The 21,152-nt window shown below is 74.7% G+C and carries 22 protein-coding genes and 1 pseudogene; 10 read left to right on the top strand and 13 right to left on the bottom strand.

Features of this window, described 5'->3' with window-relative positions; translation table 11 throughout:
• The first annotated feature begins 158 nt into the window (after nt 1–158).
• Nucleotides 159–1,370 (top strand): putative bifunctional diguanylate cyclase/phosphodiesterase, encoded by a 1,212-nt coding sequence (locus tag NBH00_RS15230; RefSeq protein WP_254569444.1) that lies wholly within the window; start codon nt 159–161, stop codon nt 1,368–1,370.
• Here NBH00_RS15230 and ruvB read toward each other — a convergent pair.
• The 3 genes from ruvB to ruvC are packed head-to-tail and all read right to left on the bottom strand — an operon-like array spanning nt 1,319 to nt 3,440.
• The gene (gene ruvB / locus NBH00_RS15225) at nt 1,319–2,341 is read right to left on the bottom strand and encodes a Holliday junction branch migration DNA helicase RuvB (RefSeq protein ID WP_254569443.1); all 1,023 of its coding nucleotides are present in this window, start codon (nt 2,339–2,341) and stop codon (nt 1,319–1,321) included. The genes NBH00_RS15230 and ruvB overlap by 52 nt on opposite strands.
• Nucleotides 2,338–2,937: a Holliday junction branch migration protein RuvA gene (gene ruvA / locus NBH00_RS15220; RefSeq protein WP_254569442.1), complete on the bottom strand. Its 600-nt coding sequence runs from the start codon at nt 2,935–2,937 to the stop codon at nt 2,338–2,340. Before ruvA ends, ruvB begins: the two co-directional genes overlap by 4 nt.
• On the bottom strand, nt 2,934–3,440 hold the full coding sequence (ruvC, locus tag NBH00_RS15215) for a crossover junction endodeoxyribonuclease RuvC (RefSeq protein ID WP_254569441.1): 507 nt from the start codon (nt 3,438–3,440) through the stop codon (nt 2,934–2,936). Before ruvC ends, ruvA begins: the two co-directional genes overlap by 4 nt.
• Nucleotides 3,441–3,549: 109 nt before the next feature.
• Between ruvC and NBH00_RS15210 the strand changes: the two genes are divergently transcribed.
• The gene (locus tag NBH00_RS15210) at nt 3,550–4,761 is read left to right on the top strand and encodes a bifunctional diguanylate cyclase/phosphohydrolase (RefSeq protein WP_254569440.1); all 1,212 of its coding nucleotides are present in this window, start codon (nt 3,550–3,552) and stop codon (nt 4,759–4,761) included.
• A gap of 29 nt (nt 4,762–4,790) precedes the next feature.
• Nucleotides 4,791–5,999, top strand: coding sequence for an adenylate/guanylate cyclase domain-containing protein (locus tag NBH00_RS15205; protein ID WP_254569439.1), 1,209 nt, complete (start codon nt 4,791–4,793; stop codon nt 5,997–5,999).
• Here the strand turns inward: NBH00_RS15205 and NBH00_RS15200 are convergent.
• The 9 genes and pseudogenes from NBH00_RS15200 to NBH00_RS15160 form a co-directional block, all read right to left on the bottom strand.
• On the bottom strand, nt 5,911–6,774 hold the full coding sequence (locus tag NBH00_RS15200; RefSeq protein WP_254573734.1) for an MFS transporter: 864 nt from the start codon (nt 6,772–6,774) through the stop codon (nt 5,911–5,913). The two genes, NBH00_RS15205 and NBH00_RS15200, sit on opposite strands and share 89 nt — an antisense overlap.
• A gap of 122 nt (nt 6,775–6,896) precedes the next feature.
• Nucleotides 6,897–7,058, bottom strand: a pseudogene (locus tag NBH00_RS25540) (MFS transporter); the annotation flags it as partial.
• Nucleotides 7,059–7,238: 180 nt separating this feature from the next.
• Entirely contained in the window at nt 7,239–7,988 is a 750-nt protein-coding gene (locus tag NBH00_RS15190) for a YebC/PmpR family DNA-binding transcriptional regulator (RefSeq protein WP_254569438.1), read from the bottom strand.
• A 38-nt stretch (nt 7,989–8,026) separates the two neighbouring features.
• Nucleotides 8,027–8,725, bottom strand: a complete 699-nt coding sequence (locus NBH00_RS15185; RefSeq protein WP_254569437.1) for a class I SAM-dependent methyltransferase — start codon at nt 8,723–8,725, stop codon at nt 8,027–8,029.
• A 10-nt stretch (nt 8,726–8,735) separates the two neighbouring features.
• Entirely contained in the window at nt 8,736–9,833 is a 1,098-nt protein-coding gene (locus NBH00_RS15180) for a glycosyltransferase family 4 protein (protein ID WP_254569436.1), read from the bottom strand.
• A 21-nt stretch (nt 9,834–9,854) separates the two neighbouring features.
• Complete coding sequence (locus NBH00_RS15175) at nt 9,855–10,880, bottom strand: glycosyltransferase family 2 protein (RefSeq protein ID WP_254569435.1); 1,026 nt, start codon at nt 10,878–10,880, stop codon at nt 9,855–9,857.
• Nucleotides 10,877–11,836 (bottom strand): NAD-dependent epimerase/dehydratase family protein, encoded by a 960-nt coding sequence (locus NBH00_RS15170; RefSeq protein ID WP_254569434.1) that lies wholly within the window; start codon nt 11,834–11,836, stop codon nt 10,877–10,879. Before NBH00_RS15170 ends, NBH00_RS15175 begins: the two co-directional genes overlap by 4 nt.
• Nucleotides 11,836–12,594, bottom strand: coding sequence for a class I SAM-dependent methyltransferase (locus NBH00_RS15165; protein ID WP_254569433.1), 759 nt, complete (start codon nt 12,592–12,594; stop codon nt 11,836–11,838). Before NBH00_RS15165 ends, NBH00_RS15170 begins: the two co-directional genes overlap by 1 nt.
• Entirely contained in the window at nt 12,591–13,310 is a 720-nt protein-coding gene (locus tag NBH00_RS15160) for a sugar phosphate nucleotidyltransferase (protein WP_254569432.1), read from the bottom strand. Before NBH00_RS15160 ends, NBH00_RS15165 begins: the two co-directional genes overlap by 4 nt.
• A gap of 48 nt (nt 13,311–13,358) precedes the next feature.
• Between NBH00_RS15160 and NBH00_RS15155 the strand changes: the two genes are divergently transcribed.
• From NBH00_RS15155 to NBH00_RS15145, 3 genes are all read left to right on the top strand, one after another.
• Nucleotides 13,359–14,078, top strand: coding sequence for a class I SAM-dependent methyltransferase (locus tag NBH00_RS15155; RefSeq protein ID WP_254569431.1), 720 nt, complete (start codon nt 13,359–13,361; stop codon nt 14,076–14,078).
• A gap of 3 nt (nt 14,079–14,081) precedes the next feature.
• Nucleotides 14,082–14,876, top strand: a complete 795-nt coding sequence (locus tag NBH00_RS15150) for a class I SAM-dependent methyltransferase (RefSeq protein ID WP_254569430.1) — start codon at nt 14,082–14,084, stop codon at nt 14,874–14,876.
• A gap of 102 nt (nt 14,877–14,978) precedes the next feature.
• Nucleotides 14,979–16,148 carry an SGNH hydrolase domain-containing protein gene (locus NBH00_RS15145; RefSeq protein ID WP_254569429.1) on the top strand — a complete coding sequence of 390 codons (1,170 nt, stop codon included), beginning with the start codon at nt 14,979–14,981 and terminating at the stop codon, nt 16,146–16,148.
• Between the two features lie 55 nt (nt 16,149–16,203).
• Here NBH00_RS15145 and NBH00_RS15140 read toward each other — a convergent pair whose 3' ends face one another.
• A complete protein-coding gene (locus tag NBH00_RS15140; protein WP_254569428.1) occupies nt 16,204–16,974 on the bottom strand; it encodes a class I SAM-dependent methyltransferase in 771 nt (256 codons plus the stop codon).
• 21 nt (nt 16,975–16,995) lie between these two features.
• Between NBH00_RS15140 and NBH00_RS15135 the strand changes: the two genes are divergently transcribed.
• The 4 genes from NBH00_RS15135 to NBH00_RS15120 are packed head-to-tail and all read left to right on the top strand — an operon-like array spanning nt 16,996 to nt 21,149.
• Nucleotides 16,996–17,817 (top strand): class I SAM-dependent methyltransferase, encoded by an 822-nt coding sequence (locus NBH00_RS15135; RefSeq protein ID WP_254569427.1) that lies wholly within the window; start codon nt 16,996–16,998, stop codon nt 17,815–17,817.
• Nucleotides 17,817–18,641 carry a hypothetical protein gene (locus tag NBH00_RS15130; protein ID WP_254569426.1) on the top strand — a complete coding sequence of 275 codons (825 nt, stop codon included), beginning with the start codon at nt 17,817–17,819 and terminating at the stop codon, nt 18,639–18,641. The genes NBH00_RS15135 and NBH00_RS15130 overlap by 1 nt, the downstream gene beginning before the upstream one ends.
• Before the next feature lies 1 nt (nt 18,642).
• Entirely contained in the window at nt 18,643–19,593 is a 951-nt protein-coding gene (locus NBH00_RS15125) for a glycosyltransferase family 2 protein (RefSeq protein WP_254569425.1), read from the top strand.
• Entirely contained in the window at nt 19,590–21,149 is a 1,560-nt protein-coding gene (locus NBH00_RS15120) for an oligosaccharide flippase family protein (RefSeq protein ID WP_254569424.1), read from the top strand. The genes NBH00_RS15125 and NBH00_RS15120 overlap by 4 nt, the downstream gene beginning before the upstream one ends.
• Nucleotides 21,150–21,152: the final 3 nt, after the last annotated feature.

Here is a 21,152-nt window from a genome sequence, read left to right as displayed (position 1 = left end):
CCACGACGCGACGGAGCGCAAGAGCTTCGAGGCCGAGCTGCAGCAGCTCGCCGACCACGACGCCCTCACGGGGCTGCTGAACCGCCGCCGCTTCGGCGAGGAGCTGCAGCGCGTCGTCGGGGGACGGCCGGACCCCCGGGGCGGCGGGCGCGGTCATCATGCTCGACCTCGACGGCCTGAAGGCCGTGAACGACACGCTCGGGCACGCGGTCGGCGACGCGCTCATCGTCACCGTCGCCGACATCCTGCGCGAGCGGCTGCGCGAGACCGACGTCGCGGCGCGGCTCGGTGGCGACGAGTTCGCGATCCTCGTCCCCGGCGCCGATGCCTCGGCGGCGCTCGCCGTCGCGACCGACCTCCTCCGCCGGCTCCGGGAGGGCGCCCCGCTCGCGTCGGCCCACGGCGCGCCCACGGCCAGCGCGTGCGTCGGGATCGCGCTCTACGGCCCGGGCCGCGCGCTGACCGACGAGGAGCTCATGACGCGCGCCGACCTCGCGCTCTACGACGCCAAGGACGCCGGGCGCGGCTGCGCACGGGTGTTCTCGTCGCCCGAGCGGGATCCCGTGTTCCGCCAGGCGGAACGGTGGAGCGACCGCATCCGGTCGGCGCTCGCCGAGGACCGCTTCGTCCTCCTCGGCCAGCCGATCCGCTCGCTGCACGGCGACCCGGTGGAGCGGCAGGAGCTGCTGCTGCGGATGATCGGCGAGAACGGCGAGCTGCTCCTCCCCTCCGCGTTCCTCCTCGCCGCCGAGCGCTCCTCGCTCATCCAGGCGATCGACCGCTGGGTCGTCCGGCGGGCGGCGACCGAGCTCGCGGCGCACCAGGCCGCCGGCAGCCCGGTGAGCTTCGCGGTGAACCTGTCGGCGAAGTCGATGACCGACCCGGCCATGGCGGCGTACGTCCGGGAGGCCATCGCCGACGCGGGCGCCGACGGCAGCGGCCTCGTCTTCGAGATCACCGAGACCGCCGCGGTCGTGAACGTCAGCCGGGCCCGGAGCTTCGCCCAGGCCCTCACCGCCAGCGGCTGCGAGCTCGCCCTCGACGACTTCGGCGCCGGCTTCACGTCCTTCCGCTACCTCAAGCACCTCGACTTCGACTACGTCAAGCTCGACGGCACGTTCGTGCGCGACCTCTCGACGAGCCATACGAGCCAGTGCCTCGTGCAGGCGCTCGCGGAGATGGCCGGCAACCTCGGCAAGCGGACGATCGCCGAGCACGTCTGCGACGAGGCGACGGAGGAGTGGCTGCGGGCCCACGGCATCGACTACGTGCAGGGCTTCCACGTCGGGGCGCCGGCGCCGCTCCGGACGCCGGTCCCTCAGAAGAGCGCGGGATCCGTCGCGGGCGGCTCCAGCCCGAGGTGGGCGTAGGCCCGGAAGGTCGCGACGCGCCCGCGCGGCGTGCGCTTGATGAGGCCGCACTGCAGGAGGTAGGGCTCGTAGACGTCCTCGAGCGTGTCGGTCTCCTCCTGGACGGCGACGGCGAGCGTCGAGAGGCCGACGGGCCCGCCCTCGAACTTCTCGCAGATCGCGCCGAGGATCTCGCGGTCGAGGCGGTCGAGGCCGAGGCGGTCGACCTCCATGAGGCCGAGCGCGGCGTCCGCGACCGGGGCCGTGACGACGCCGCCGGCCCGCACCTCCGCGTAGTCACGCACCCGCTTGAGCAGCCGGTTCGCGACGCGCGGCGTGCCGCGGGACCGGGCGGCGATCGCCTCCGCCCCGTCCGGGGCGAGCTCGATGCCGAGGATGCCCGCGCTGCGCTGCACGATGAGGCCGAGGTCCGCGACGCCGTAGGGCTCGAGGCGATGCTGGATGCCGAAGCGGTCCCGGAGCGGGGTCGTCAGGCGGCCCGCGCGCGTCGTCGCGCCGACGAGCGTGAACGGCGGCAGGTCGAGCGTCATGACCCGCGCGCCCGCCCCCTGCCCGACGGTGATCGGCAGCTTGCCGTCCTCCATGGCGGGGTAGAACGTCTCCTCCAGCGCGCGCGGCAGCCGGTGGATCTCGTCGACGAAGAAGACGCTGCGGGGCTCCAGCGCGGTGAGGAACGCGGCGACGTCGCCCTTGCGCTCGAGGGCGGGCGCGGCGGTGGAGACGCACGGGACGCCGAGCTCCTCGGCGAGGATCTGGGCGAGCGACGTCTTGCCGAGGCCGGGCGGGCCGGCGAAGAGGACGTGGTCGAGCGCCTCGCCGCGGGCGCGGGCGGCCTCGACGGACACCGCGAGCTGCTCACGGAGCCCCTCCTGGCCGACGAAGTCGCGCAGCCGGCGCGGGCGGAGCGTGACCGCGACGGCGTCGTCCTCGTCGAGGATGCCGGGCGTGTGGATCCGGGGGATGTCGCTCATCGCCGGGCCGCCTGCTTGAGCGCGTGGCCGATGAGCGCCTCCGCGGAGAGGCCGGGCTCGGCGCCGGCGAGCAGGCGGTCGGCCTCGACGAGGTCGTACCCGAGCTCCAGGAGGCCGTCGCGGGCGAGCAGGCGCGGGTCGTCCCCGCGCGACGCGGTGACGTCGCCGAGCGCGGGCACCATGTCGGCCGGCACGCCGACCTTCTCGCGCAGCTCGACGATGATCCGCTCGGCCGTCCGCTTGCCGATGCCCGGCACGGCCTGGAAGCGGGCGGCGTCGCCGGCGGCCAGGGCGGTCACGAGCTCCCGCGGGGAGCCGCCCGAGAGCACGGCCAGGGCCATCTTCGGCCCGACCGACTGGACGCCGAGCAGCATGGTGAAGAGGTCCTGCTCCTCCTCGGTCGCGAAGCCGTAGAGCGCCATGCTGTCCTCGCGGACGATGAGCTCCGTGTGGAGGCTGACGGCCCCGCCGACCGCGGGGACGTGCTCGAGCGTCGACGCCGAGACGGCGACGCGGTAGCCGACGCCGCCCGCGGTCTCGACGATGACGTGGTCGGCGCGGCGGGCGACGACCTCGCCGGCGATCCGGGCGATCACGCCGAGGCCCCCGCGAGGGCGGCCGCGCGCTGCAGCGGGGCGTGGTTCGCGTGGCAGAGCGCGACGGCGAGCGCGTCCGCGGCGTGGTCGGGACGCGGGGGCTCGGGCAGGCTCAGGAGCGTCTGGACCATGCGGGCGACCTGGTCCTTCGCGGCCCGGCCACTGCCGCAGACCGCCGACTTCACCTGCTGCGGGGTGTAGTCGTGGCAGCCGAGACCGCGCTGTCCGGCGGCGAGCAGGACGACGCCGCGCGCCTGCCCGACCGCCATGGCGCTGCCGACGTTCGCGCCGAAGTAGAGGTTCTCGAGGGCGACGGCGTCGGGCTCATGGGAGGCGATGAGCTCGGTGACGGCGTCGAAGATCCGCTTGAGCCGCAGCTCGCCCGCCATCGCGGAGGCCGTCGTGATGACCCCGCCGTCGAGCGCCACGAGGCGCCCGCGACGGCGCGCGACCACGCCGAAGCCGGTGTTCGCGAGGCCGGGGTCGATGCCGAGCACGATCATGTGTTCGTGATTCTGCGGGGCGGGCCGGATGCCTTCCGCCCCGGCGCCGCGCATTCCTGGCCGAATGGCCACTAAAGAAGCATGCGGCGCTGTCGATACGAACCCCGTGATGCGCCGCCGCGCCGCGACACCCGACCCCGAGCTCGCGTTCCTCCGGGAGCAGCTCGCCGCGGCCCAGGAGCGCGTGCGCTCGCTCGAACGCGAGCGGCTCGCCGCCGCCGGCCGCGACGCCCGCACGCAGCTCCTGACGCTCGAGGCCTTCCGCGAGGCCGCCGCCCGCGAGCTCGAGCGCACCCGGCGCAGCGGCAACTCGGTGAGCCTCGCGCTCATCGACATCGACGGCTTCCGCGAGCTCAACGCGACGCGCGGCGCCGCCGGCGGCGACATCGCCCTCGCCGTCCTCGCCGACCATCTCCGCGACGTCACCCGGACGACCGACATCTGCGGCCGCACCGGCGCCGACGAGCTCGCCGTCCTCCTCCCCGACACCGCGCTCGACGGCGCCGTGAGCTGCGCCCAGCGGATGGTCGAGCGGGTCGAGGACGCCGAGGTCGACGGCGTCGGCCCGCTCACGATCTCCGCCGGCGCCGCGCAGCACGTCCGCGGCGGCACGGTCGAGGCGCTGCTCGGCCGGGCGTCCTTCGGCCTGGACCGCGCCCGCCGCGCGGGCGGTGGCCGGGTCGACGCGGGGCTGCAGACCGCCGGCCCCGGGGACGACGGCGAGGCGCCGCTCCACAACCCCCACACCGACGTCATCGAGGCGCTCGCCGTCACCCTGCTCGAGCGCGACCGCTACACCGGCGAGCACTCCGAGTCCGTCGTGGACATGGCGCGCTCGGTCGGGCGCTCGCTCGGCCTCCACCTGCCTGACGTCGAGCGGCTCGGCACCGCGGCGCTGCTGCACGACATCGGCAAGGTCGCGATCCCCGACCACGTCCTCAACAAGCCGGCGCGCCTGGACCCCGAGGAGTGGGAGCTCATGCGCGAGCACCCCGTCATCGGCTGGCGGATCCTGCAGGCGATCCCGGGCCTGGGGACGGTCGCCCGGATCGTCCGCCACGAGCACGAGTCCTTCGACGGCTCGGGCTACCCGGACGGGCTGGCCGGGGAGGCGATCCCGCTCGGCAGCCGCATCATCCTCGCCTGCGACACGTACCACGCGATGACCTCCGACCGGCCCTACCGCGCCCGGATGCCGCACGCCGACGCCGTCCACGAGCTCGCGCGCTGCGCGGGCACCCAGTTCGACCCGCGGGTCACCGAGGCGCTCATCGGGCACCTCCATGCGCTGCGCCAGTCGGGCTCCCCCCTCGTCGCCTGAGCCGCGCGCCGCGGCTACGCTGGCGCCCGATGAGCGACGCCCCCCGTCCTGACGCCGGCCCGCCGACCGACGAGGAGCTCGTGGCGGCGGGGCTCCTCGACGGGCTCGAGGGCGACGCGCGCGAGGAGCGCCTGGAGCTGCTGCGCTGGCTCGCCACCGACGAGGGCCGGACGCTCACCGAGCTGCGGCGGGCGACCGACACGCAGACGCTCGTCCTCCTCCCCTCCGAGCGCGTCATCACCGGCACCGCCCGCTTCAGCGAGGAGGAGGTCGCCGAGCGGGCCGACGTCGGCCTCGCCTTCCTCCGCGCGCTGCAGAGCGCGAGCGGCGTGCAGGCCGACACCGACGAGGACGGGGGCGCGCTGTTCACCGACCTCGACGTCGACGCCGCCCGGATCGCCCGGACCTACGTCGACGCGGGCCTCAGCGAGGACCAGGTGCTGACCGTCTCGCGGATGCTCTCGCGGGCGTTCGCGCAGATCGCCGAGCTGCTGCGGCAGGTGACCTTCGAGGTCGTCCTGCGGCCGGGCGCGACCGAGCTCGAGCTCGCCCGCAACTACCAGGAGGCGTCGGCGCTGCTCGCGCCGTCCCTCGGCCCGCTGCTGGAGACCATCCTGCGGATCCACCTGCGGCAGGCGGTCGCGACGGAGATCGTGACGGCGCAGGAGCGGGCCGGCGGCGACCTGCCGGGCGCGCGCGAGGTCGTCGTCGCGTTCGCCGACCTCGTCGGTTTCACCCGGATGGGCGAGCAGGTCCCGCCCGAGGTGCTCGGGGCCGTCGCCGGGCGCCTGGAGGCCCTCGCGGAGGACGCGGTGCAGGCCCCCGTCCGCGTCGTGAAGACGATCGGCGACGCCGTGCTGCTCGTGAGCCCGGACGCGCCCGCGATGGTCGAGGCGGCGCTGCGGCTCGTCGAGGTCGCCGAGCAGGAGGGCGAGGACTTCCCCCAGCTCCGCGTCGGGATCGCGTCGGGGCCGGCCGTGAGCCGGGCGGGCGACTGGTTCGGCGCCCCCGTCAACCTCGCGAGCCGCATCACCGGCGTCGCCCGGGCGGGCTCGGTGCTCGCGACGAACGAGGTCGCCGACCAGGTCCCCGACGGCGTGCACTGGTCGCTCGCCGGGGCCAAGCGCCTGAAGAACGTCGGCGGTGAGATCAGGGTGCAGCGGGCACGGCGTCCAAAGCCCGCAGCGCCCGAACCGCCGGAAGCGCCATCAGGACGAGGGCGAAGGGGACGGCGATGAGCGTCATCGCGTGGAGCGTCGCGTGGAGCCCGAAGGCGGCCTCCGCCGGCCCCGCGAGCGCGAGCCCGACGGGCATCAGGCCGCCCGACGCGAGGTAGTCGTAGCTCGACACGCGGGAGATCGCGGCGGGCGGGATGTGCTGCTGGAGCGAGAGCTCCCAGAGCGTGAAGTACAGGGAGACGGCCACGCCGGTGACCCCGTCCAGGACGGCGATGACCGCGACGGGGAAGCCGCTGCCGACGATGAGCGCCTGGCAGGAGGCGACCGCGAGCCCGCAGCAGGAGACGAGCATCGGCCGGCTGAGGCGCAGCCGGATGACGACGAGGTCCCCGACGATCGCGCCGACGCCGAACCCGACGGTGATGACGGCCCAGCTCGAGGCTCCGTCGAGCTCGCGATCGGCGAGCACGGGGCCGAGCACGAAGATCGAGGGCAGGACGACGTGGTAGACGGCGATGCCGACGAGGCCCGCCCAGACCCAGGTCCGCGATCGGACCTCGGCGAAGCCGGCGCGGAGCTGGGCGAGGAAGCCCGGGTCGGTGCCGTCCGCGTCCTCCGGGTCGGGGACGCGGGGCCGCAGCCCGGCGAGCGCGGCTGCGCTCACGGCGTACGTCGCGGCGTCGACCGCGAGCGCATAGCCCGGGCCCGCCGTCGCGATGAGCACGCCGGCGACCGCCGGGCCCGTGACCATGCCGGTCGAGAGGACGAGCGAGCGCAGCCCGTTCGCGGCCTGCAGGTGCTCCGGGCCGACGGTGAGCGGGATGAGCCCGGTGATGGCCGGCCCGAAGAACGCCTCCGCCGTCCCGAAGACGACGAACAGGACCGCCAGGAGACCTCGGCGTGCCCGGAGATGAGCAGCGCCGCGGCGATCGTCTGCGTCACGAGCCGGACGAGGTCGGTGACCATCATCAGGCGGTGGCGCCGGACGCGGTCGGCGATGACGCCGCCGGCGAGGGTGAAGACGAGGAACGGGATCGTCGCGGCCGCGCTGACGAGACCGACGTCGGCCGCCCCGCCGCCGATCGACAGCACGGCGAACGGCAGCGCGACGAACGTCATGCGGTCGCCGAAGGCCGACAGCGACAGCCCGGTGAAGAGCCGCCGGAACTGCGGCTCCTCCCGCAGCACGGGTGGAACGAGGCGGGCCATGGCGTTCAGTGCCCACCGGCAGGCGTGTTGGGAGCCCCCTGGGCGAGCAACCGCCGGCGGCATCCGAGCCGCCAGGCGAGGATGTCGCGCTCAGCCCGCGAGCTTCTCCATCACGGCGTCGTCGACCTCGTAGTTGCCGTGGACCTCGCCGACGTCGTCGTTCTCGTCGAGCTTCTCGAGCAGGCGGAAGAGCTTGCCCGCGGTCTCCTCGTCGACCTCGGTGCGGACCTGCGGGCGCCACAGGACCTCGCTCGAGGCGATCGTGATACCGGCCTCGTCGATGGCCTTGCGGACGGCCTGGAAGTCGGACGGCTCGGCGATGACCTCGAAGTGGTCGCCGTTGTCGACGATGTCCTCCGCGCCGGCGTCGATCGCGACCATGAGGTCGTCCTCGGAGGCGTGCTCCGACTCGACGACGACGACGCCCTTCTTGTCGAAGAGGTAGGACACCGAGCCGGGCTCGCCGAGGGCGCAGCCGGCCTTCGTGAAGATGTTCCGCACGTCCGCGCCGGTGCGGTTGCGGTTGTCGGTCAGGGCCTCGATGAGGAGCGCGACGCCGCCGGGCCCGTACCCCTCGTACATGACCTCCTCGAAGGACTCCGCGTCCGCGCCGGCGCCGGTGCCCTTGTCGATCGCGCGCTGGATGTTGTCCTTCGGCATCGAGGCGTCCTTCGCCTTCTGCACGGCGAGCGCGAGCGACGGGTTGCCGTCGATGTCGCCGCCACCGGCCTTGGCCGCGACGGTGATCGCGCGGGTGAGCTTCGTGAAGGCCTGGCCGCGGCGCGAGTCCTTGATCGCCTTCTGGTGCTTGATCGACGCCCACTTCGAATGTCCCGACATGCGCTTCAGGGTACCGGCCCGTCCGCTCCCGCGGGCGGTCAGCGCCGCCAGGGGCGCCGGGGGGTGCGTGGCGTCCCCGGGGCCGGCGCCGGCCCGCCGTGCGCGGCGAGCAGGCCTCCGAGCCACGCGTCGAACTCGTCGGCGCCGACGAGGACCTGCTCGCGGGCCGGGAGCGTCCCGTCCCACCACAGGGCGACGACGCGGTCCGCGGGCGCGAGCCCCTCGGTCGTCCCCGCCGCGAGGTGGCGGCCGGGCGCGGCGAGGAGGTGCGGCTTGAAGGTGAAGCGCAGCCCGTCGACCCCGTCCGCGGTGCGCTCGGGCTCGGTGATCCAGTGGTGGTGCGTCCACCCGACCCACGGGCCGTGGACGCCCCAGGTGAGCTCCTCGACGGGCGCGGGCACCTCGACGTAGCCGGCCTTCGCTACGCGCGCGAGCTCGTGGCAGACCCACACCGGGTCCCGGACGTCCTCGAGGGTGTGCGAGCAGACGGCGACGTCGAAGGCGCCGTCGGCGAACGGCCACGGCTCGTGGTCGCAGATGTCGCGCTGCACCCAGGTGTCCGCGGTGAAGCGCTCGGGCGTGTCGTCCTCGGTCCCGTAGAGACCGCGCGTCGCGTAGGGCAGCAGGTCGAGGACGGCGTCGGCGCGCGGGAGTGGCCTGGCCCAGCCGCCGACGTCGAGGACCTTCGCGTCCTCCGGGGTCTGCGCGAGCAGGCGCTCGCGGGCGGCGTCGAGCATCGGCCGGCCGTCAGCCCGTCGCGCCGACGGCGCGGTAGAGGTCCAGGTGGGCGGCGACGCACGCCGCGCGGGAGAAGCGCTGCGCGCGGGCGGCGCAGCGGGCGGCGGTGCCCGGGTCCTGCGCGAGCGCGAGTGCCGCCAGCAGGGCCGCGCCGAGCTCCTCGGCGTCCTCGGCGCCGGCCGCGAACGCGACGCCGCAGCCGTCCTGGGGCCCACCCACGACCTCGGCCTGGGCGCCGACGACCGGCGTCCCGCAGGCGAGCGCCTCGGCGAGGACGAGCCCGAAGGCCTCCCCCACGCTCGGCAGCGCGTGGACCCACGCGGCGCGGTTGTGGTCGCGCAGCGCGGCACGGTCGTCGAGGTCGGCCTCGACGACGCCGGGCACGCCGGCCCACGGCGAGGGCGTAGCGCCGCGGGAGAGGACGAGCCGCGCCTCGGGGTGCTCGCGGCGGACGTGGGCGAGCGCGTCGACGAGCAGGCCGACCCGCTTGCGCGGCTGCGTGTGGTCGGCCGCGCAGAGGATCGTCGGCACGGCGGCGCGCGCGTCGGCGGCGGGCGTGAAGAACTCGACGTCGACCGGCGGGGCGATGACGTGCGGGTCGACGCCGAGCCAGGTGCGGAAGTGCTCGGCGGCGAGCTCGCTCAGCGCGACGACGGCGTCGGCGCCCTCGCAGGCGGCCACGACGAGCTCCTTGCGGCGGCGGCGGTTCGCGAGCGAGATCCGGTGCGGGACGCCCATGTAGCTGAAGATCACCGGGACGCCGGTCGCCCGCCGGTAGCGCAGCGCGGCGGCGGCGTCGGTCGCGTACAGGGCCTGCACGACGTCCGGCCGGGCGCCGCGCCGCAGCGCGAGGTAGCTGAACGGGACGTGCGCGAGGTGCTCCTCGTAGAGCCGGCGGCGCAGCCGGTGCTCGACGACGTCGGGCCGCCAGACGCGCTCGACGGTCAGCCCGTCCTCCACGGTCGTCGACGGTCGTGCGCGCGTGCTCGTGATGAGCCGCGGGCGGTGACCGGCGGCGAAAAGCCCGTCGGCGAGCTCGCGCACGACCCGCTCGGAGCCGCGGCGCACCTCCGGCCAGTAGACGGGGTTCAGGAGGGTGACGTCCACGCGCGGATCAGGTTCCCAGGTTCACAGGAGCAGCGACCGGTGGCGGACGGAGCCGCGGGCGAGCGCCGCGACCTCCACGACGTCGAGCACCGCGTGCGCGGGCAGCTCGGACACCGCGCGGGCGCGGCCGCGCAGGCCGGTCCCGTAGGACGGCAGCGACGGGACGGCCCACGGCAGGACGGCGGCGAGCGCGGCGAGCGGCCGCCCGCGAAGCAGCAGCGCGGCGCCGGCGAGCAGGAACGGGACCCGGACGTGCTGCGGCTTCCAGAAGTACCCGCCTCCCGCGTAGGAGCGGCGGATCTCCGGGTGCTTGCGCGTGAGGTACGGCAGGTGCTGCCAGCGCCACGACTCCCGCGCCCGGGCGAGCAGCGAGGCGGGCTCGACGCAGTGGTAGGTGAGCATCGCCGGCGCCGCGGCCACCGGGACACCGGCGTCACGGGCCCGCCAGGCGAGGTCCGTGTCCTCCCCCGCCGCGAGCGGCAGCGCCTCGTCGAACCCGCCGAGCGCCTCGAGCACCGCGCGCGGGTAGGCGATGTTGCACGTCTGGGCCCAGATCGACGGCTCCCCGCCGACGAGCTCGACGACCTGCGTGCGGGCGTGCGGCGCGTGGAGCTTCACGACGAGCTCGTCCGGGTCGACCTGCGTCGGGCCCTGGACGATCGCCCCGGGACTTGCCGCGCAGGCGTCGAGCGCCGCCGCGACCCACGTCGCCGGCGGGCGGCAGTCGTCGTCGGTGAAGAGGACCGTCGGCGCCGCCGCGGCCCGCCAGGCGGCGTTGCGCTTCTGCGCCGGGCCGGCCGTCCCGGGCGCGAACGGCAGGGTGCGCAGCGTCCCGGTCACCGCCAGCGGATGGCTGCGCAGCAGCGCGTCCGTCTCCGGGCCCGCCGAGTCGTGGGCGACGAGGACCTCGAAGCTGCCGGCGGGCGCCGACTGCTCGGCGAGCGCGTTCAGCAGCCAGCGCAGCCGCAGCGGGCGGTCGTGCGAGGGGACGACGACGCTGAGCGCCGGCGCCGGACGGGCGGCATCTGCGTCCTCCGCCGCGCTCATGGCCGCGCCGGCGACTCCGCGTGGCGCCGGTACCAGGCGACGGTCCGGCGCAGGCCCTCGTCGAGCGGGACGGTCGGGGCCCAGCCGGTGAGCTCGCGGAGCTTCGCCGAGTCGATGTCGAGGACGTCCACCGCGGCCGGCGGCACCGGCGCGCCGCGGAAGTCCGGGGTGAGCGCCGCGCCGGCGCCCGCGAGGGCCGTCTCGGCCACCTCGCGCACCGTGTAGAGGACGTCCCCGGCGACGTTGAACGCCTGCCCGCTCGCGGTCTCCGGCGCCGTCGCGAGGACGTCGGCCACGGCGAGGTACGCGGTCGCGGCGTCCCCGGCGTGCAGGTGCCGGCGGGCGGGGCTGCCGTCGGTGTGGATGACGGGCGGGCGGTCCTCGATGATCGCGGCGGCGAGCTCCGGGACGAGCCGCGAGCGGTTGCGGTCCCCGCCCCCGTAGAGGTTCGTCGTGCGCAGGGCGGCGACGGCGAGGCCGGGCGTGGCCCCGGCGGCGCGCGCGATGAGGTCGGCGGCGGCCTTGGAGACGTCGTAGGGCAGCCGCGCGTCGAGCGGCGCCTCCTCGGTCAGCGGGCCCCGCCCCGGCGCGACGCCGTACACCCGGTCGGAGGAGGCGACGAGGGCGCGGGCGACGCCGTGCGCGCGGCAGGCGTCGAGGACGAGCCACGTCCCCCGCACGTTCGTCTCGTAGGTCCCCGCCGGGTCGGCGATCGCCTGCCCCGTGATCGACTGGGCGGCGAGGTGGAAGACGGTGTCCACGCCGCGACCGGCGAGCGCCGCGTCGAGCGCCGCCGGATCGGTGACGTCGCCGGCGACCGTCGTCACGCCCTCTGGCAGGACGCCGGTGGACCCGTCGCGCTGCAGGACGACGACCGCGGTGCCGCGCGTGAGGAGGGCGGGCACGAGCCATGTCCCGAGCAGGCCGCCGGCTCCGGTGACGAGCGCGACGTCCATCAGCCCGGCTTGCGCGACCGGATGCCGACGTACCAGCCGGTCATCGGGTTCGAGGACGGCGGGCGCATGAACCCGATGCGCTCCACGTCGACGAGGCCCGCCGACCACGGCCACGCCTTCAGGAGGCTGAGGTTCGCGAGCATCCAGTTGAACTCGCTGCGCAGCGGCTGGAAGTCGCCGGTCGGCCGCCGCGGGGAGAGGAGCGTGTTGCGCACCGAGAAGTGCTCCATCTGGATGAGCGTGCCGCCGGGCTTCAGGCAGCCGAGCAGCGCCTCCAGGGCGCGGACCGGATCGCGCAGGTGCACCATGATCGCGCCGGCGAAGACGACGTCGACCTGCCCGCCGATCTTCTCGGGCGTCACGTCGTAGACGTCGGTGATGACGCGCTCGACGCTCGAGCCGAGCGCCTCGTGGGCGATCGCGAACCCGCGGCCGAGCTGCATGTTCCAGGCGTTCACCTGCTGCAGGAGCTTCGGGCGGTTCAGCGGCGGCCACTGCGCGTCGTCGAGCGCCTCGACGTCGATCGCGACGGTCTGCGCGCCGCGGCGCTCGAGCTCGAAGGCCCAGAAGCCGTCGAACGTCCCGACGTCGAGGGCGCGCTGCCCGTCGAGCTGGTCGGGGAGGAGCTTCGGCGCCGACGTGCGCAGGTCGACCTGGCCGGGCGTCAGCACCCCGCCCGGCAGCGCGATCGTGTGGTACCAGCCCTCGTTCTGCGCGACGCGGGCGCGGAGGTCGGCGGTGTCCGGGCTTGCGGTCATGCGTCCCACAGCTTCCACGGCGGGGCCCCGGCGGCCCACAGATCGTTGAGCGTCACGGCGTCCTTGTACGTGTCCATGCAGTCCCAGAAGCCGGTGTGGCGGAAGGCGCGCAGCTGCCCGTCCCCCGCGAGCCCCTCGAGCGGCTCGCGCTCGAGGACGCTCGACGCGCTCAGGTAGTCGAGCGCCCCGGGCTCGAAGACGAAGAAGCCGCCGTTGATCCAGTGCTCCGAGCGCGGCTTCTCGTGAAAGCCGGTGACGGTCCCGTCGTCGGCGATCTCGGTGACGCCGAACTGCAGCTCCGGCCGCACGACGGTCATCGTCGCGAGCGTGCCGTGCCCCTCGTGCGCGGAGGTGAGCCCGGCGAGGTCGACGTCGGCGACGCCGTCGGCGTAGGTGGCCCAGAACCGGCCGGCCCGCAGCCGGTCCGCAACGGCGTGGATCCGGCCGCCGGTCGGGGTGTCGAGGCCCGTGTCGACGGTCGTGACGGTGACGCCCGCCGGCCACGACGTCTCCTGCGCGAACGCGGCGATCTGCTCGCCCTTGTACCCGGTGAGCAGGAGGAAGTCGGTGAAGCCCTGCACCGCGTAGAGCTGGATGACGTGCCAGACGATCGGCCGGCCGCCGATCTCGACGAGCGGCTTGGGGATGTCGGCGGTCTTCTCCTGCAGGCGGGTGCCCCGGCCGCCGCAGAGGATGACGACAGGTCCACGGTGCATGTGCGCGGCAAGGGTATCCCGAACCCGTCCCGCGTAGGCTTGCGGGCGATGCAGATCGCCGAACGCGCCGCCGCCCTGGGCTGGTATCACGTCCTCGAGCTGGCTCCCGGGGTCGTGACGCCGGGGATGTTCGACCTCCGCGGATCCGAGGGCCACTACCACCTCCCGGACGACATGACGGGCATGCGCGCCCTCGAGGTCGGCACGTGGGACGGCTTCTGGGCGTTCGAGATGGAGCGCCGCGGCGCGACCGTCGTCGCCATCGACCTCGACGACGAGCGCGACCTGGACGTCCCTCCGCGCCGCCGGGCGACCGAATGGCCCGACAACGAGCGCGGCGCCGGCTTCCGGCTCGCCAAGGAGGCCTTCGGCTCGAGCGTCGAGCGCGTCGTCTGCTCGGTCTACGACGCGACCCCGGAGAAGCTCGGCGGCCAGTTCGACCTCGTCTTCTGCGGTTCGGTGCTCATCCACCTGCGCGACCAGCTGCTCGCGCTCGAGCGGATCGCGGGTCTCGTGAAGCCCGGCGGGACATTCGTCAGCGCCGAGGAGTACGACCCGTGGCTCTCGAAGCTGCCGATCGCGCTCTCGCGCTTCCGGGCCGACCGCGAGGCGGCCGTCGTCTTCTGGATGCCGTCGATCCGCACGTGGAAGCGGATGATCTGGACGGCCGGCTTCGACGAGGTCGTCGAGAAGGAGCGCTTCAGCATGAAGGCGACCGGCGACTTCTCCGTGCGGCACGTCGTCTTCCACGCGACGAAGCGGGCCTAGCCGGTGGCGCAGGACCTCCCCGACCCCGTCGTCCCCGCCGAGGCCTACGACGAGGCCTACTACCTCGAGTGGAACATGGGCTACGAGGAGTGGAAGGCGGACCCGGGGGCCCCGATCCACGGCACGTACTCCTACGCGCTGCTGCGGGCGCAGCTGCAGCCCGGCGAGGTGCTCGTCGACGTCGGGACCGGCCGCGGCGAGCTGCTCGCCCTGGCGATGCAGAAGGGCGCGGCCCGCGCCGTCGGGCTCGAGTACTCCGAGGCCGCCGTCGCGCTCGCGAACCGGACCGTCGCCGCCCACGGCGTGACGGCGGAGGTGCTGCTCGCCGACGCGCGCGCCGTCCCCCTGCCCGACGACGTCGCCGACCTCGTGACGCTCCTCGACGTCGTCGAGCACCTCTCCCCCGAGGAGCTCCACCGCGCGCTCTGCGAGGCGCGCCGCATCCTGAAGCCGGGCGGGCGGATCGTCGCGCACACGTTCCCCAACCGGCTCATCTACGACGTGACCTACCGCGTGCAGCGGCTGCTCGTCCCCGGCCGCGCCCGGCGCTGGCCCAAGCAGCCGCGCGGCGAGGTCGAGGCGATGATGCACGTCAACGAGCAGACGCGCCGCTCGCTGGCGCGGGCGCTGAGGCGGGCGGGGTTCGCGGACGTCCACGTCGTCCACGGCGAGTTCGTCCACGACGAGATGGTCCCGCTCGCGGACGCGAAGGCCCGCACGCTCGTGCACCGCCTGGCGGCGCACCGCCCCACGCGGGCCCTCGGCCGCGCGGACCTCTGGGCCCGCGGCCGCGCCTGAGCGGCGCACGCGCCGCCGCCGCCACCGGCAGCCGAGACGTTGTGCACGAGCACGCACAGGTACGGCGCGAATCGTCGTACCCGGGCCTAGAATCCGCGGCCGATGCGCGCCCCAGGCCCCCTGCTCCGCCGTCTGCTGCTCGTCCTCGCAGTGCTGGTGGCCGGCGCGGGCACGGCCGTCGCCGTCGCGCGCCCGGTTGCGGTGGCCGCGACGCCGCGGCTGCTCATCTTCCCGGACCCGGCGCCGCCGGCGACCGACCCGCCGGCGACGACGGGGCCCGCGCCCGCGACGACCGCGGACACGACGCCGGCCGGCCCGGCGCCCGCCCCAACGGCGGATCCGACGCTGCAGCCGTGCTTCGGTGCCGCCGCCGTGGACCCGCTCAAGCCGTGCGACAACCCCGGCCTCTCGCTCACGGTCTTCCCCGCGCCGGCGAACGCCCGCTCGGCGCAGAAGGCGCAGCGCTGCGAGCACCGCGAGTTCTCGGCCGACGGGCTGCTCGACGTCTGCTTCTTCGGGGCGAGGCCCGAGGTCGCGACGCGCACCGTCGCGCTGCTCGGCGACAGCCACGCCGCGCACTGGCGCGCCGCCCTCGACACGGTTCTCGAGGCGCACCACTGGCGCGCGATCTCGATCCAGCGGGCGGGCTGCCCGCTGACGCTCGCCCACCCGAACCTCCCCGGCCGGACCCGTCAGGCCCGCTGCATGCAGTGGAACCGCGCGGTGCTCCGGTGGATCGCGGCGCACCCGGAGGTCAGCGTCGTCTTCACCTCGCAGCACCGCGGCACCGCCCTGCCGGCCAGGCCGGGCCAGAGCCCGGGTGCCGCGCGCCTGGAGGGCTACGAGCTCGCGTGGACGAAGCTGCTGCTCCACGGCGTCCGGCACATCGTCGTCATCCGTGACACGCCGCGGAACTCGGGCCGGACGATCCCGTGCATCGAGCACGCGGTGGCCGCCGGTCAGGTCCCCGGGCAGGTCTGCGCGCTCACCCAGGCCTACGCGCTGCCGCCCGACCCCTCGGTCCTGGCCGCGAAGGCGCTCGGCTCGACCCAGGTCCAGGTCGCCGACCTCGCGACGTTCTTCTGCCGGCGGCGGATGTGCCCGCCGGTCACCGGAGGCGCGCTCATCCTCCGCGACGTCTCGCACATGACGACGACGTACAGCGCGTCGCTCGGCCCGTACCTCCTGCGTACGGTCGACGAGCTCATGCAGAGCTGGCCGGACGGTGCGGACGGCACCTTGGCCGCCGCCGCCGCGCGTCGGACCCGCTGAGCCGGCAGCACCCGACGCCGGCAGCACCCGACGCCGGCGCAGCGGGCGGCCGGGCTCAGCGGCTGCGGGCGCCGAGGCGCCGCACGACGCGGCTGCGCAGCGCCGCGACGGGGCCCGGCGCCGGCGTACGGGCGCCTCCGCCGCGGTAGAGCACGAGATGCGACCGGCCCGCGTGGAAGCGCCGGTAGCGGACGAGGCCGCGGCCGGTCGCATGGTCGAGCAGGTCGGAGACCGGCAGCTCGTGGTGGAGCGCCGTCTCCCCCGGCTCGGGCTCGAGGAGGTTCACGAGCACGAGGTCGGCGGCCGCCTCCATCGAGGCGAGCAGCGAGAAGGGCTCCTCGACGTGCTCGAGGACGTCGAAGGCGTAGGCGAGGTCGTGGCCGGGCGGGAGCGGCTCGCGGTCGAGGTCGACGATCCGGGCACGGGCGGCGCGCTCCCCACGGGCGGCCAGGCGCGTGCGCAGGTAGGCGACGCTCGGGTTGTCGAAGTCCGCGAACGTCACGGTGTGCCCGCCGCCGGCCATGAGCGCGAGGCCGTCCGCCCCGATGCCGCAGCCGACGTCGAGCAGGCGCCCCCCGGCCGGGAACGCCGCGTCGATCCACGCCCGGTAGGGATCCTTCGTCCCCGTCATCGCGAAGGCCGTGAGGTTGTAGAGGTACCCCTCGGACGTGCGGTAGAGCGCCTGCTCGTCCCCGATCTGCGCGAGCTCCTCCTCGAGCTGGTGCTCGTAGTGCATGAGCCTGCGGTGGTCGTAGGCGTCGCCGAGGTAGGCGCGCAGCTCGGCGGCCTCGGAGTCGGGGTCGATGACGGATCGCAGGACGGCCACGGGAAGTAGGGTGTCTGCCTTATGGCGCTCGCACTGGAAACGATCCGGGAGCGCGTCGGGCAGCGGAAGCAGTGGTACCACACCCTGGAGCTCGCGCCCGGCGTCATCACCCCCGGCTGGTTCGACCTGCGCACGGTCGCACCGCAGGTCCTGCCCGTCTCCCTCGCGGGGAAGCGGTGCCTGGACGTGGGCACCTTCGACGGCTTCTGGGCCTTCGAGATGGAGAAGCGGGGCGCCTCCGAGGTCGTCGCGGTCGACATCGTCGACCCGCGCGCCTGGGACTGGCCGATCACCGCGGGCGACGAGCTCGTGCAGATCCTCGAGGACCGCAAGCAGGGCGGCGCGGGCTTCCCGATCGCCGCGGAGGCCTTCGACTCCAAGGTCACCTACAAGGAGTGCTCGGTCTACGACCTCGACGAGGCCGAGGTCGGCCGCTTCGACTTCGTCTTCATGGGCAGCCTGCTCCTGCACCTGCGTGACCCGATCCGCGCCCTCGAGTGCCTGCGCGGCGTCTGCGCGAGCGACGGCATCGTCTGCACGATGGACGCGATCGACCCGACGATGTCGGTGCTCTTCCCGCGCCGGGCGATGGCGACCTTCGACGGCGACGGCCGTCCGTGGTGGTGGATGCCGAACATCGCCGCCTACGCCCGCATGGTGAAGGCCGCGGGCCTGGAGCCGATCGGCAGGCCGACCCCGGTCAGGCTGCCGCGCGGCGGCGGGCACCCGATCGTCAAGCCGTCGCGCAAGGTCCTCATGAACCGCGAGGGCCGGCGGCTCCTCGCTGCGACCCGCAAGGGCGATCCGCAGGCCTGGATCCACTCGCGCCCGGTGGCGATCTGATGGCGCCGAAGCTCGTCGACGCGCTCAGGCGGCGGCTCGGCGGGACCCCGGACGCCGGGTCCGCGGCGCCCGCCGAGGGGCCGTGGCGCCCGCCGCTCGTCCCCCTGAAGCTCCGCACGATCGACGCGGCCTTCGCGCTCGACGGCGTGGACTCGATCGCCGACCTCGGCGGGGTCTGGGCGGTCGAGGCCGGGTACAGCTTCCACGCGCTGGAGGAGCATCGCCCGGCGCGCGCCGTCCTCGTCGACGACGACATCACCCCCGGCGTCCGCGAGCGGGCCGCCGCCTTTCCCCAGTTCGAGTTGCTTGAGCAGAACTTCGGCCTCGAGCGCACGCCGGGTGACGTCGGCGAGGTCGGTGTCGTCCTGCTCTTCGACGTCCTCCTGCACCAGGTCGACCCCAACTGGGACGAGATCCTCCGTCGCTACGCGACGCACGCCCGCGCCTTCGCGATCGTCAACCCGATGTGGGACCCGCGGGATTCGCCCAAGGGGCTCATCCCGCCGGAGGATGGCCCAGGGGGCCATCCTCCCGAATCCGGCCGCACCGTCCGCCTGCTCGACCTCGGCGAGGAGCGCTACCGGCAGGCGGTCCCGCCGCAGGACAACATCGACGGGCTCTTCGACCGCCTCGACGAGGTCAACCCCAAGCGCGGGCGCCCGTGGCGCGACGTCCACGACGTGTGGCAGTGGGGCATCACCGACGCGGACCTGCGCGCGACGATGGCGTCGCTCGGCTACACCGTCGCCTTCGCCGAGCGGCACGGCCGCTGGCGCGGGCTCGCGGACTTCGAGGACTGCGCGTACGTCTTCCTCCGGAGCTGACGTGGCCGAGGGGCTCGCCCAGGAGGCTCGCCCTCGGCCGGCTGCCCTCGCGGTCTCGATCGTCATCCCGACCTACCGCCGGGCACCGGTCCTCCGGCGCTGCCTGGACCGCCTCGAGGGGCAGGCGGACGCGCTCACCGAGGTCATTGTCGTCGACGACGCGCAGGAGGACGACCCTGCGGCCGTCGCGCGGGCCGTCGACGCCGGCGCGCGCCCGTTCGCGGTGCGCATCGTGCATCGTCATGCCCCCGGGGTCGCCGCCGCGCGCAACGCGGGCTGGCGGGCCGCCGCCGCGCCGCTCGTGCTCTTCCTCGGGGACGACATCCTCGCGGACCCCGGTCTCGTCTCCGCGCACCTCGCCGCCCATGCCCGCCGGCCGGAGGAGCACGTCGGGATCCTCGGTCACGTCCGCTGGGCCCGCGAGCTGCGCGTCACGCCGTTCATGCGCTTCCTCGAGGAGGGGGCGCAGTTCGACTACGCCCACATGGAGGCGGGAGACGCCGGCTGGGGCCGCCTCTACACGTCGAACGTCTCGTTCAAGCGGGGGCTCCTCGAGGCGGTCGGCGGCTTCGACGAGGACTTCACCTTCGGCTACGAGGACCTCGAGATCGGGCGGCGGATGCACGACCGCGGGCTGCGCCTCATGTACGACCCGCAGATCCGCGCCGAGCACCTGCACCCGACGACGCTGGCGGACTGGGAGCGCCGGATGGCGGCGGCCGCGCCGGCGGAGCGGATGATGGTCGCCAAGCACCCCGACGTGAAGCCGTACTTCCACGACGCGCTGCGGGGGTGGCGCGGCCAGGCGTCGTCCGCGCGGATGGCGGCGCTCGCCGAGCGGATCCCGGCGGCGGTCCCGGTCGTCGGGCCGCGCGTGCACGCCGCCGCCCGGGCCCACTGGAAGGTGACGCTCGCCGACGCGTTCTTCGCCGGGTGGGAGCGGGGCGCATGAGCGGCCCCGACGAGGTCATCGACCTCACCGGCCCGCCCGAGCCCCTCGAGCCCCACGGCACGCTCGAGGTCCCCGAGGAGCTGCGCGAGACCGAGCCCGGCGCCGCGGCCGGTCCCGGCCTGCGCCGCCGCGCGGCCCGCGGGACGCTCGTCAACGGCGTCTTCCTCATCGCGCTCACCGGCCTGAGCCTCATCCGCGGCTTCGTCCTCGCCCGCTTCCTCACGAAGGACGACTACGGCATCTGGGCCGTGCTCGTCACGTCGTTCGGGACGCTCGTCTTCCTCAAGGAGGTCGGCGTCAGCGACAAGTACATCCAGCAGGAGGACCTCGACCAGGAGGCGGCCTTCCAGCGGGCCTTCACGATCGAGCTCGTCATGACCGCGGCCGTGACGCTCCTCATCGCCGTCGCGATCCCGCTCGTCGCCTGGGCCTACGGGCGCTGGGAGATCGTGCCGGTCGGGTTCGTCGGCCTGCTCGCGATCCCGGCCCTGGCCCTCCAGGCCCCGCTGTGGATCTGGTACCGCCGGATGGACTACGTCAAGCAGCGGATGATCAGCTCGGCCGACCCGATCGTCGGCTTCGTCGTCGCCGTCGGGCTCGCGGCGGCGGGCGCCGGCTACTGGGCGCTCGTCGGCGGCCTGCTCGCGGGCGCCTGGTCCACGTCGGTCCTCGCGATGGTGACGTCGCCCTACAGGCTGCGCCTGAACTTCGACGGGGCGGTCATCCGCGAGTACGTGTCCTTCTCCCTGCCGATCCTCGCCGCGTCGGTCGCCGGGCTCGTCGTCGCCCAGGGGTCGATCATCGCGACGTCCGCGACCCTCGGCGTCGCCGGCGCAGGGGTCGTCGCGCTCGCTTCGACGGTCATCCAGTTCGCCGACCGGGTGGACGCGATCGTCTCCGGCACCCTCTACCCGGCGATCTGCCGGGTCGCGGATCGCACCGACGTCCTCTTCGAGTCGTTCGTGAAGTCCAACCGCCTGGCGCTCATGTGGGCGATGCCGTTCGGCGTCGGCCTCGCGCTCTTCGCCGAGGACCTCGTCCGCTTCGGGATCGGCGAGCGCTGGCGCCCGGCGATCCCGCTGCTGCAGGCCTTCGGGCTCATCGCGGCGATCAACCACCTCGGCTTCAACTGGACGTCGTACTTCCGCGCGCGGGCCGACACGCGGCCGATCGCGGTGACCTCGGCGGTGACGACGGTCGCCTTCGTCGTCCTCACCCTCCCGCTGCTCATCTTCGGCGGCCTGCAGGGCTTCGCCTACGGGATGGCGGCGATGATGCTCGTCCAGCTCGTGTGCCGGACGTACTACCTGCGACGGCTGTTCACCGGCTTCCGCCTGCTCCCCCACGCGGTCCGCGCCGTCACCCCGATCCTGCCGGGCGTCGGGGCCGTCCTGCTCGTCCGCGCGCTGGACGGCGGGCAGCGCACCGCCACGATGGCGGCCGCCCAGCTCGCGCTGTTCGCCGTCCTCGTCCTCGTGAGCACCGTCGTCGCCGAGCGGGTGCTGCTGCGCGAGGCCCTCGGCTACCTGCGGCGCCGGGCGCCCGCCCCGGCCTGAGCG

The sequence above is a fragment of the Paraconexibacter antarcticus genome (assembly GCF_024220175.1).
Lineage (GTDB): Bacteria > Actinomycetota > Thermoleophilia > Solirubrobacterales > Solirubrobacteraceae > Paraconexibacter > Paraconexibacter antarcticus.
The sequence above is the reverse complement of the archived record's forward strand: the minus strand, read 5'-3'. Positions and strand labels throughout refer to the sequence as shown.

Bases quoted from the DNA above. Each gene is read 5' to 3' on its own strand.
- NBH00_RS15210 (WP_254569440.1), top strand. From the start codon at position 3,550: ATGCGCCGCCGCGCCGCGACACCCGACCCCGAGCTCGCGTTCCTCCGG.
- NBH00_RS15185 (WP_254569437.1), bottom strand. From the start codon at position 8,725: ATGCTCGACGCCGCCCGCGAGCGCCTGCTCGCGCAGACCCCGGAGGAC.
- NBH00_RS15205 (WP_254569439.1), top strand. From the start codon at position 4,791: ATGAGCGACGCCCCCCGTCCTGACGCCGGCCCGCCGACCGACGAGGAG.
- NBH00_RS15230 (WP_254569444.1), top strand. From the start codon at position 159: ATGCTCGACCTCGACGGCCTGAAGGCCGTGAACGACACGCTCGGGCAC.
- NBH00_RS15130 (WP_254569426.1), top strand. From the start codon at position 17,817: ATGGCGCCGAAGCTCGTCGACGCGCTCAGGCGGCGGCTCGGCGGGACC.
- NBH00_RS15120 (WP_254569424.1), top strand. From the start codon at position 19,590: ATGAGCGGCCCCGACGAGGTCATCGACCTCACCGGCCCGCCCGAGCCC.
- NBH00_RS15165 (WP_254569433.1), bottom strand. From the start codon at position 12,594: ATGACCGCAAGCCCGGACACCGCCGACCTCCGCGCCCGCGTCGCGCAG.
- NBH00_RS15135 (WP_254569427.1), top strand. From the start codon at position 16,996: ATGGCGCTCGCACTGGAAACGATCCGGGAGCGCGTCGGGCAGCGGAAG.
- ruvB (WP_254569443.1), bottom strand. From the start codon at position 2,341: ATGAGCGACATCCCCCGGATCCACACGCCCGGCATCCTCGACGAGGAC.
- NBH00_RS15160 (WP_254569432.1), bottom strand. From the start codon at position 13,310: ATGCACCGTGGACCTGTCGTCATCCTCTGCGGCGGCCGGGGCACCCGC.
- NBH00_RS15145 (WP_254569429.1), top strand. From the start codon at position 14,979: ATGCGCGCCCCAGGCCCCCTGCTCCGCCGTCTGCTGCTCGTCCTCGCA.
- NBH00_RS15175 (WP_254569435.1), bottom strand. From the start codon at position 10,880: ATGAGCGCGGCGGAGGACGCAGATGCCGCCCGTCCGGCGCCGGCGCTC.
- NBH00_RS15170 (WP_254569434.1), bottom strand. From the start codon at position 11,836: ATGGACGTCGCGCTCGTCACCGGAGCCGGCGGCCTGCTCGGGACATGG.
- NBH00_RS15155 (WP_254569431.1), top strand. From the start codon at position 13,359: ATGCAGATCGCCGAACGCGCCGCCGCCCTGGGCTGGTATCACGTCCTC.
- NBH00_RS15190 (WP_254569438.1), bottom strand. From the start codon at position 7,988: ATGTCGGGACATTCGAAGTGGGCGTCGATCAAGCACCAGAAGGCGATC.
- ruvC (WP_254569441.1), bottom strand. From the start codon at position 3,440: ATGATCGTGCTCGGCATCGACCCCGGCCTCGCGAACACCGGCTTCGGC.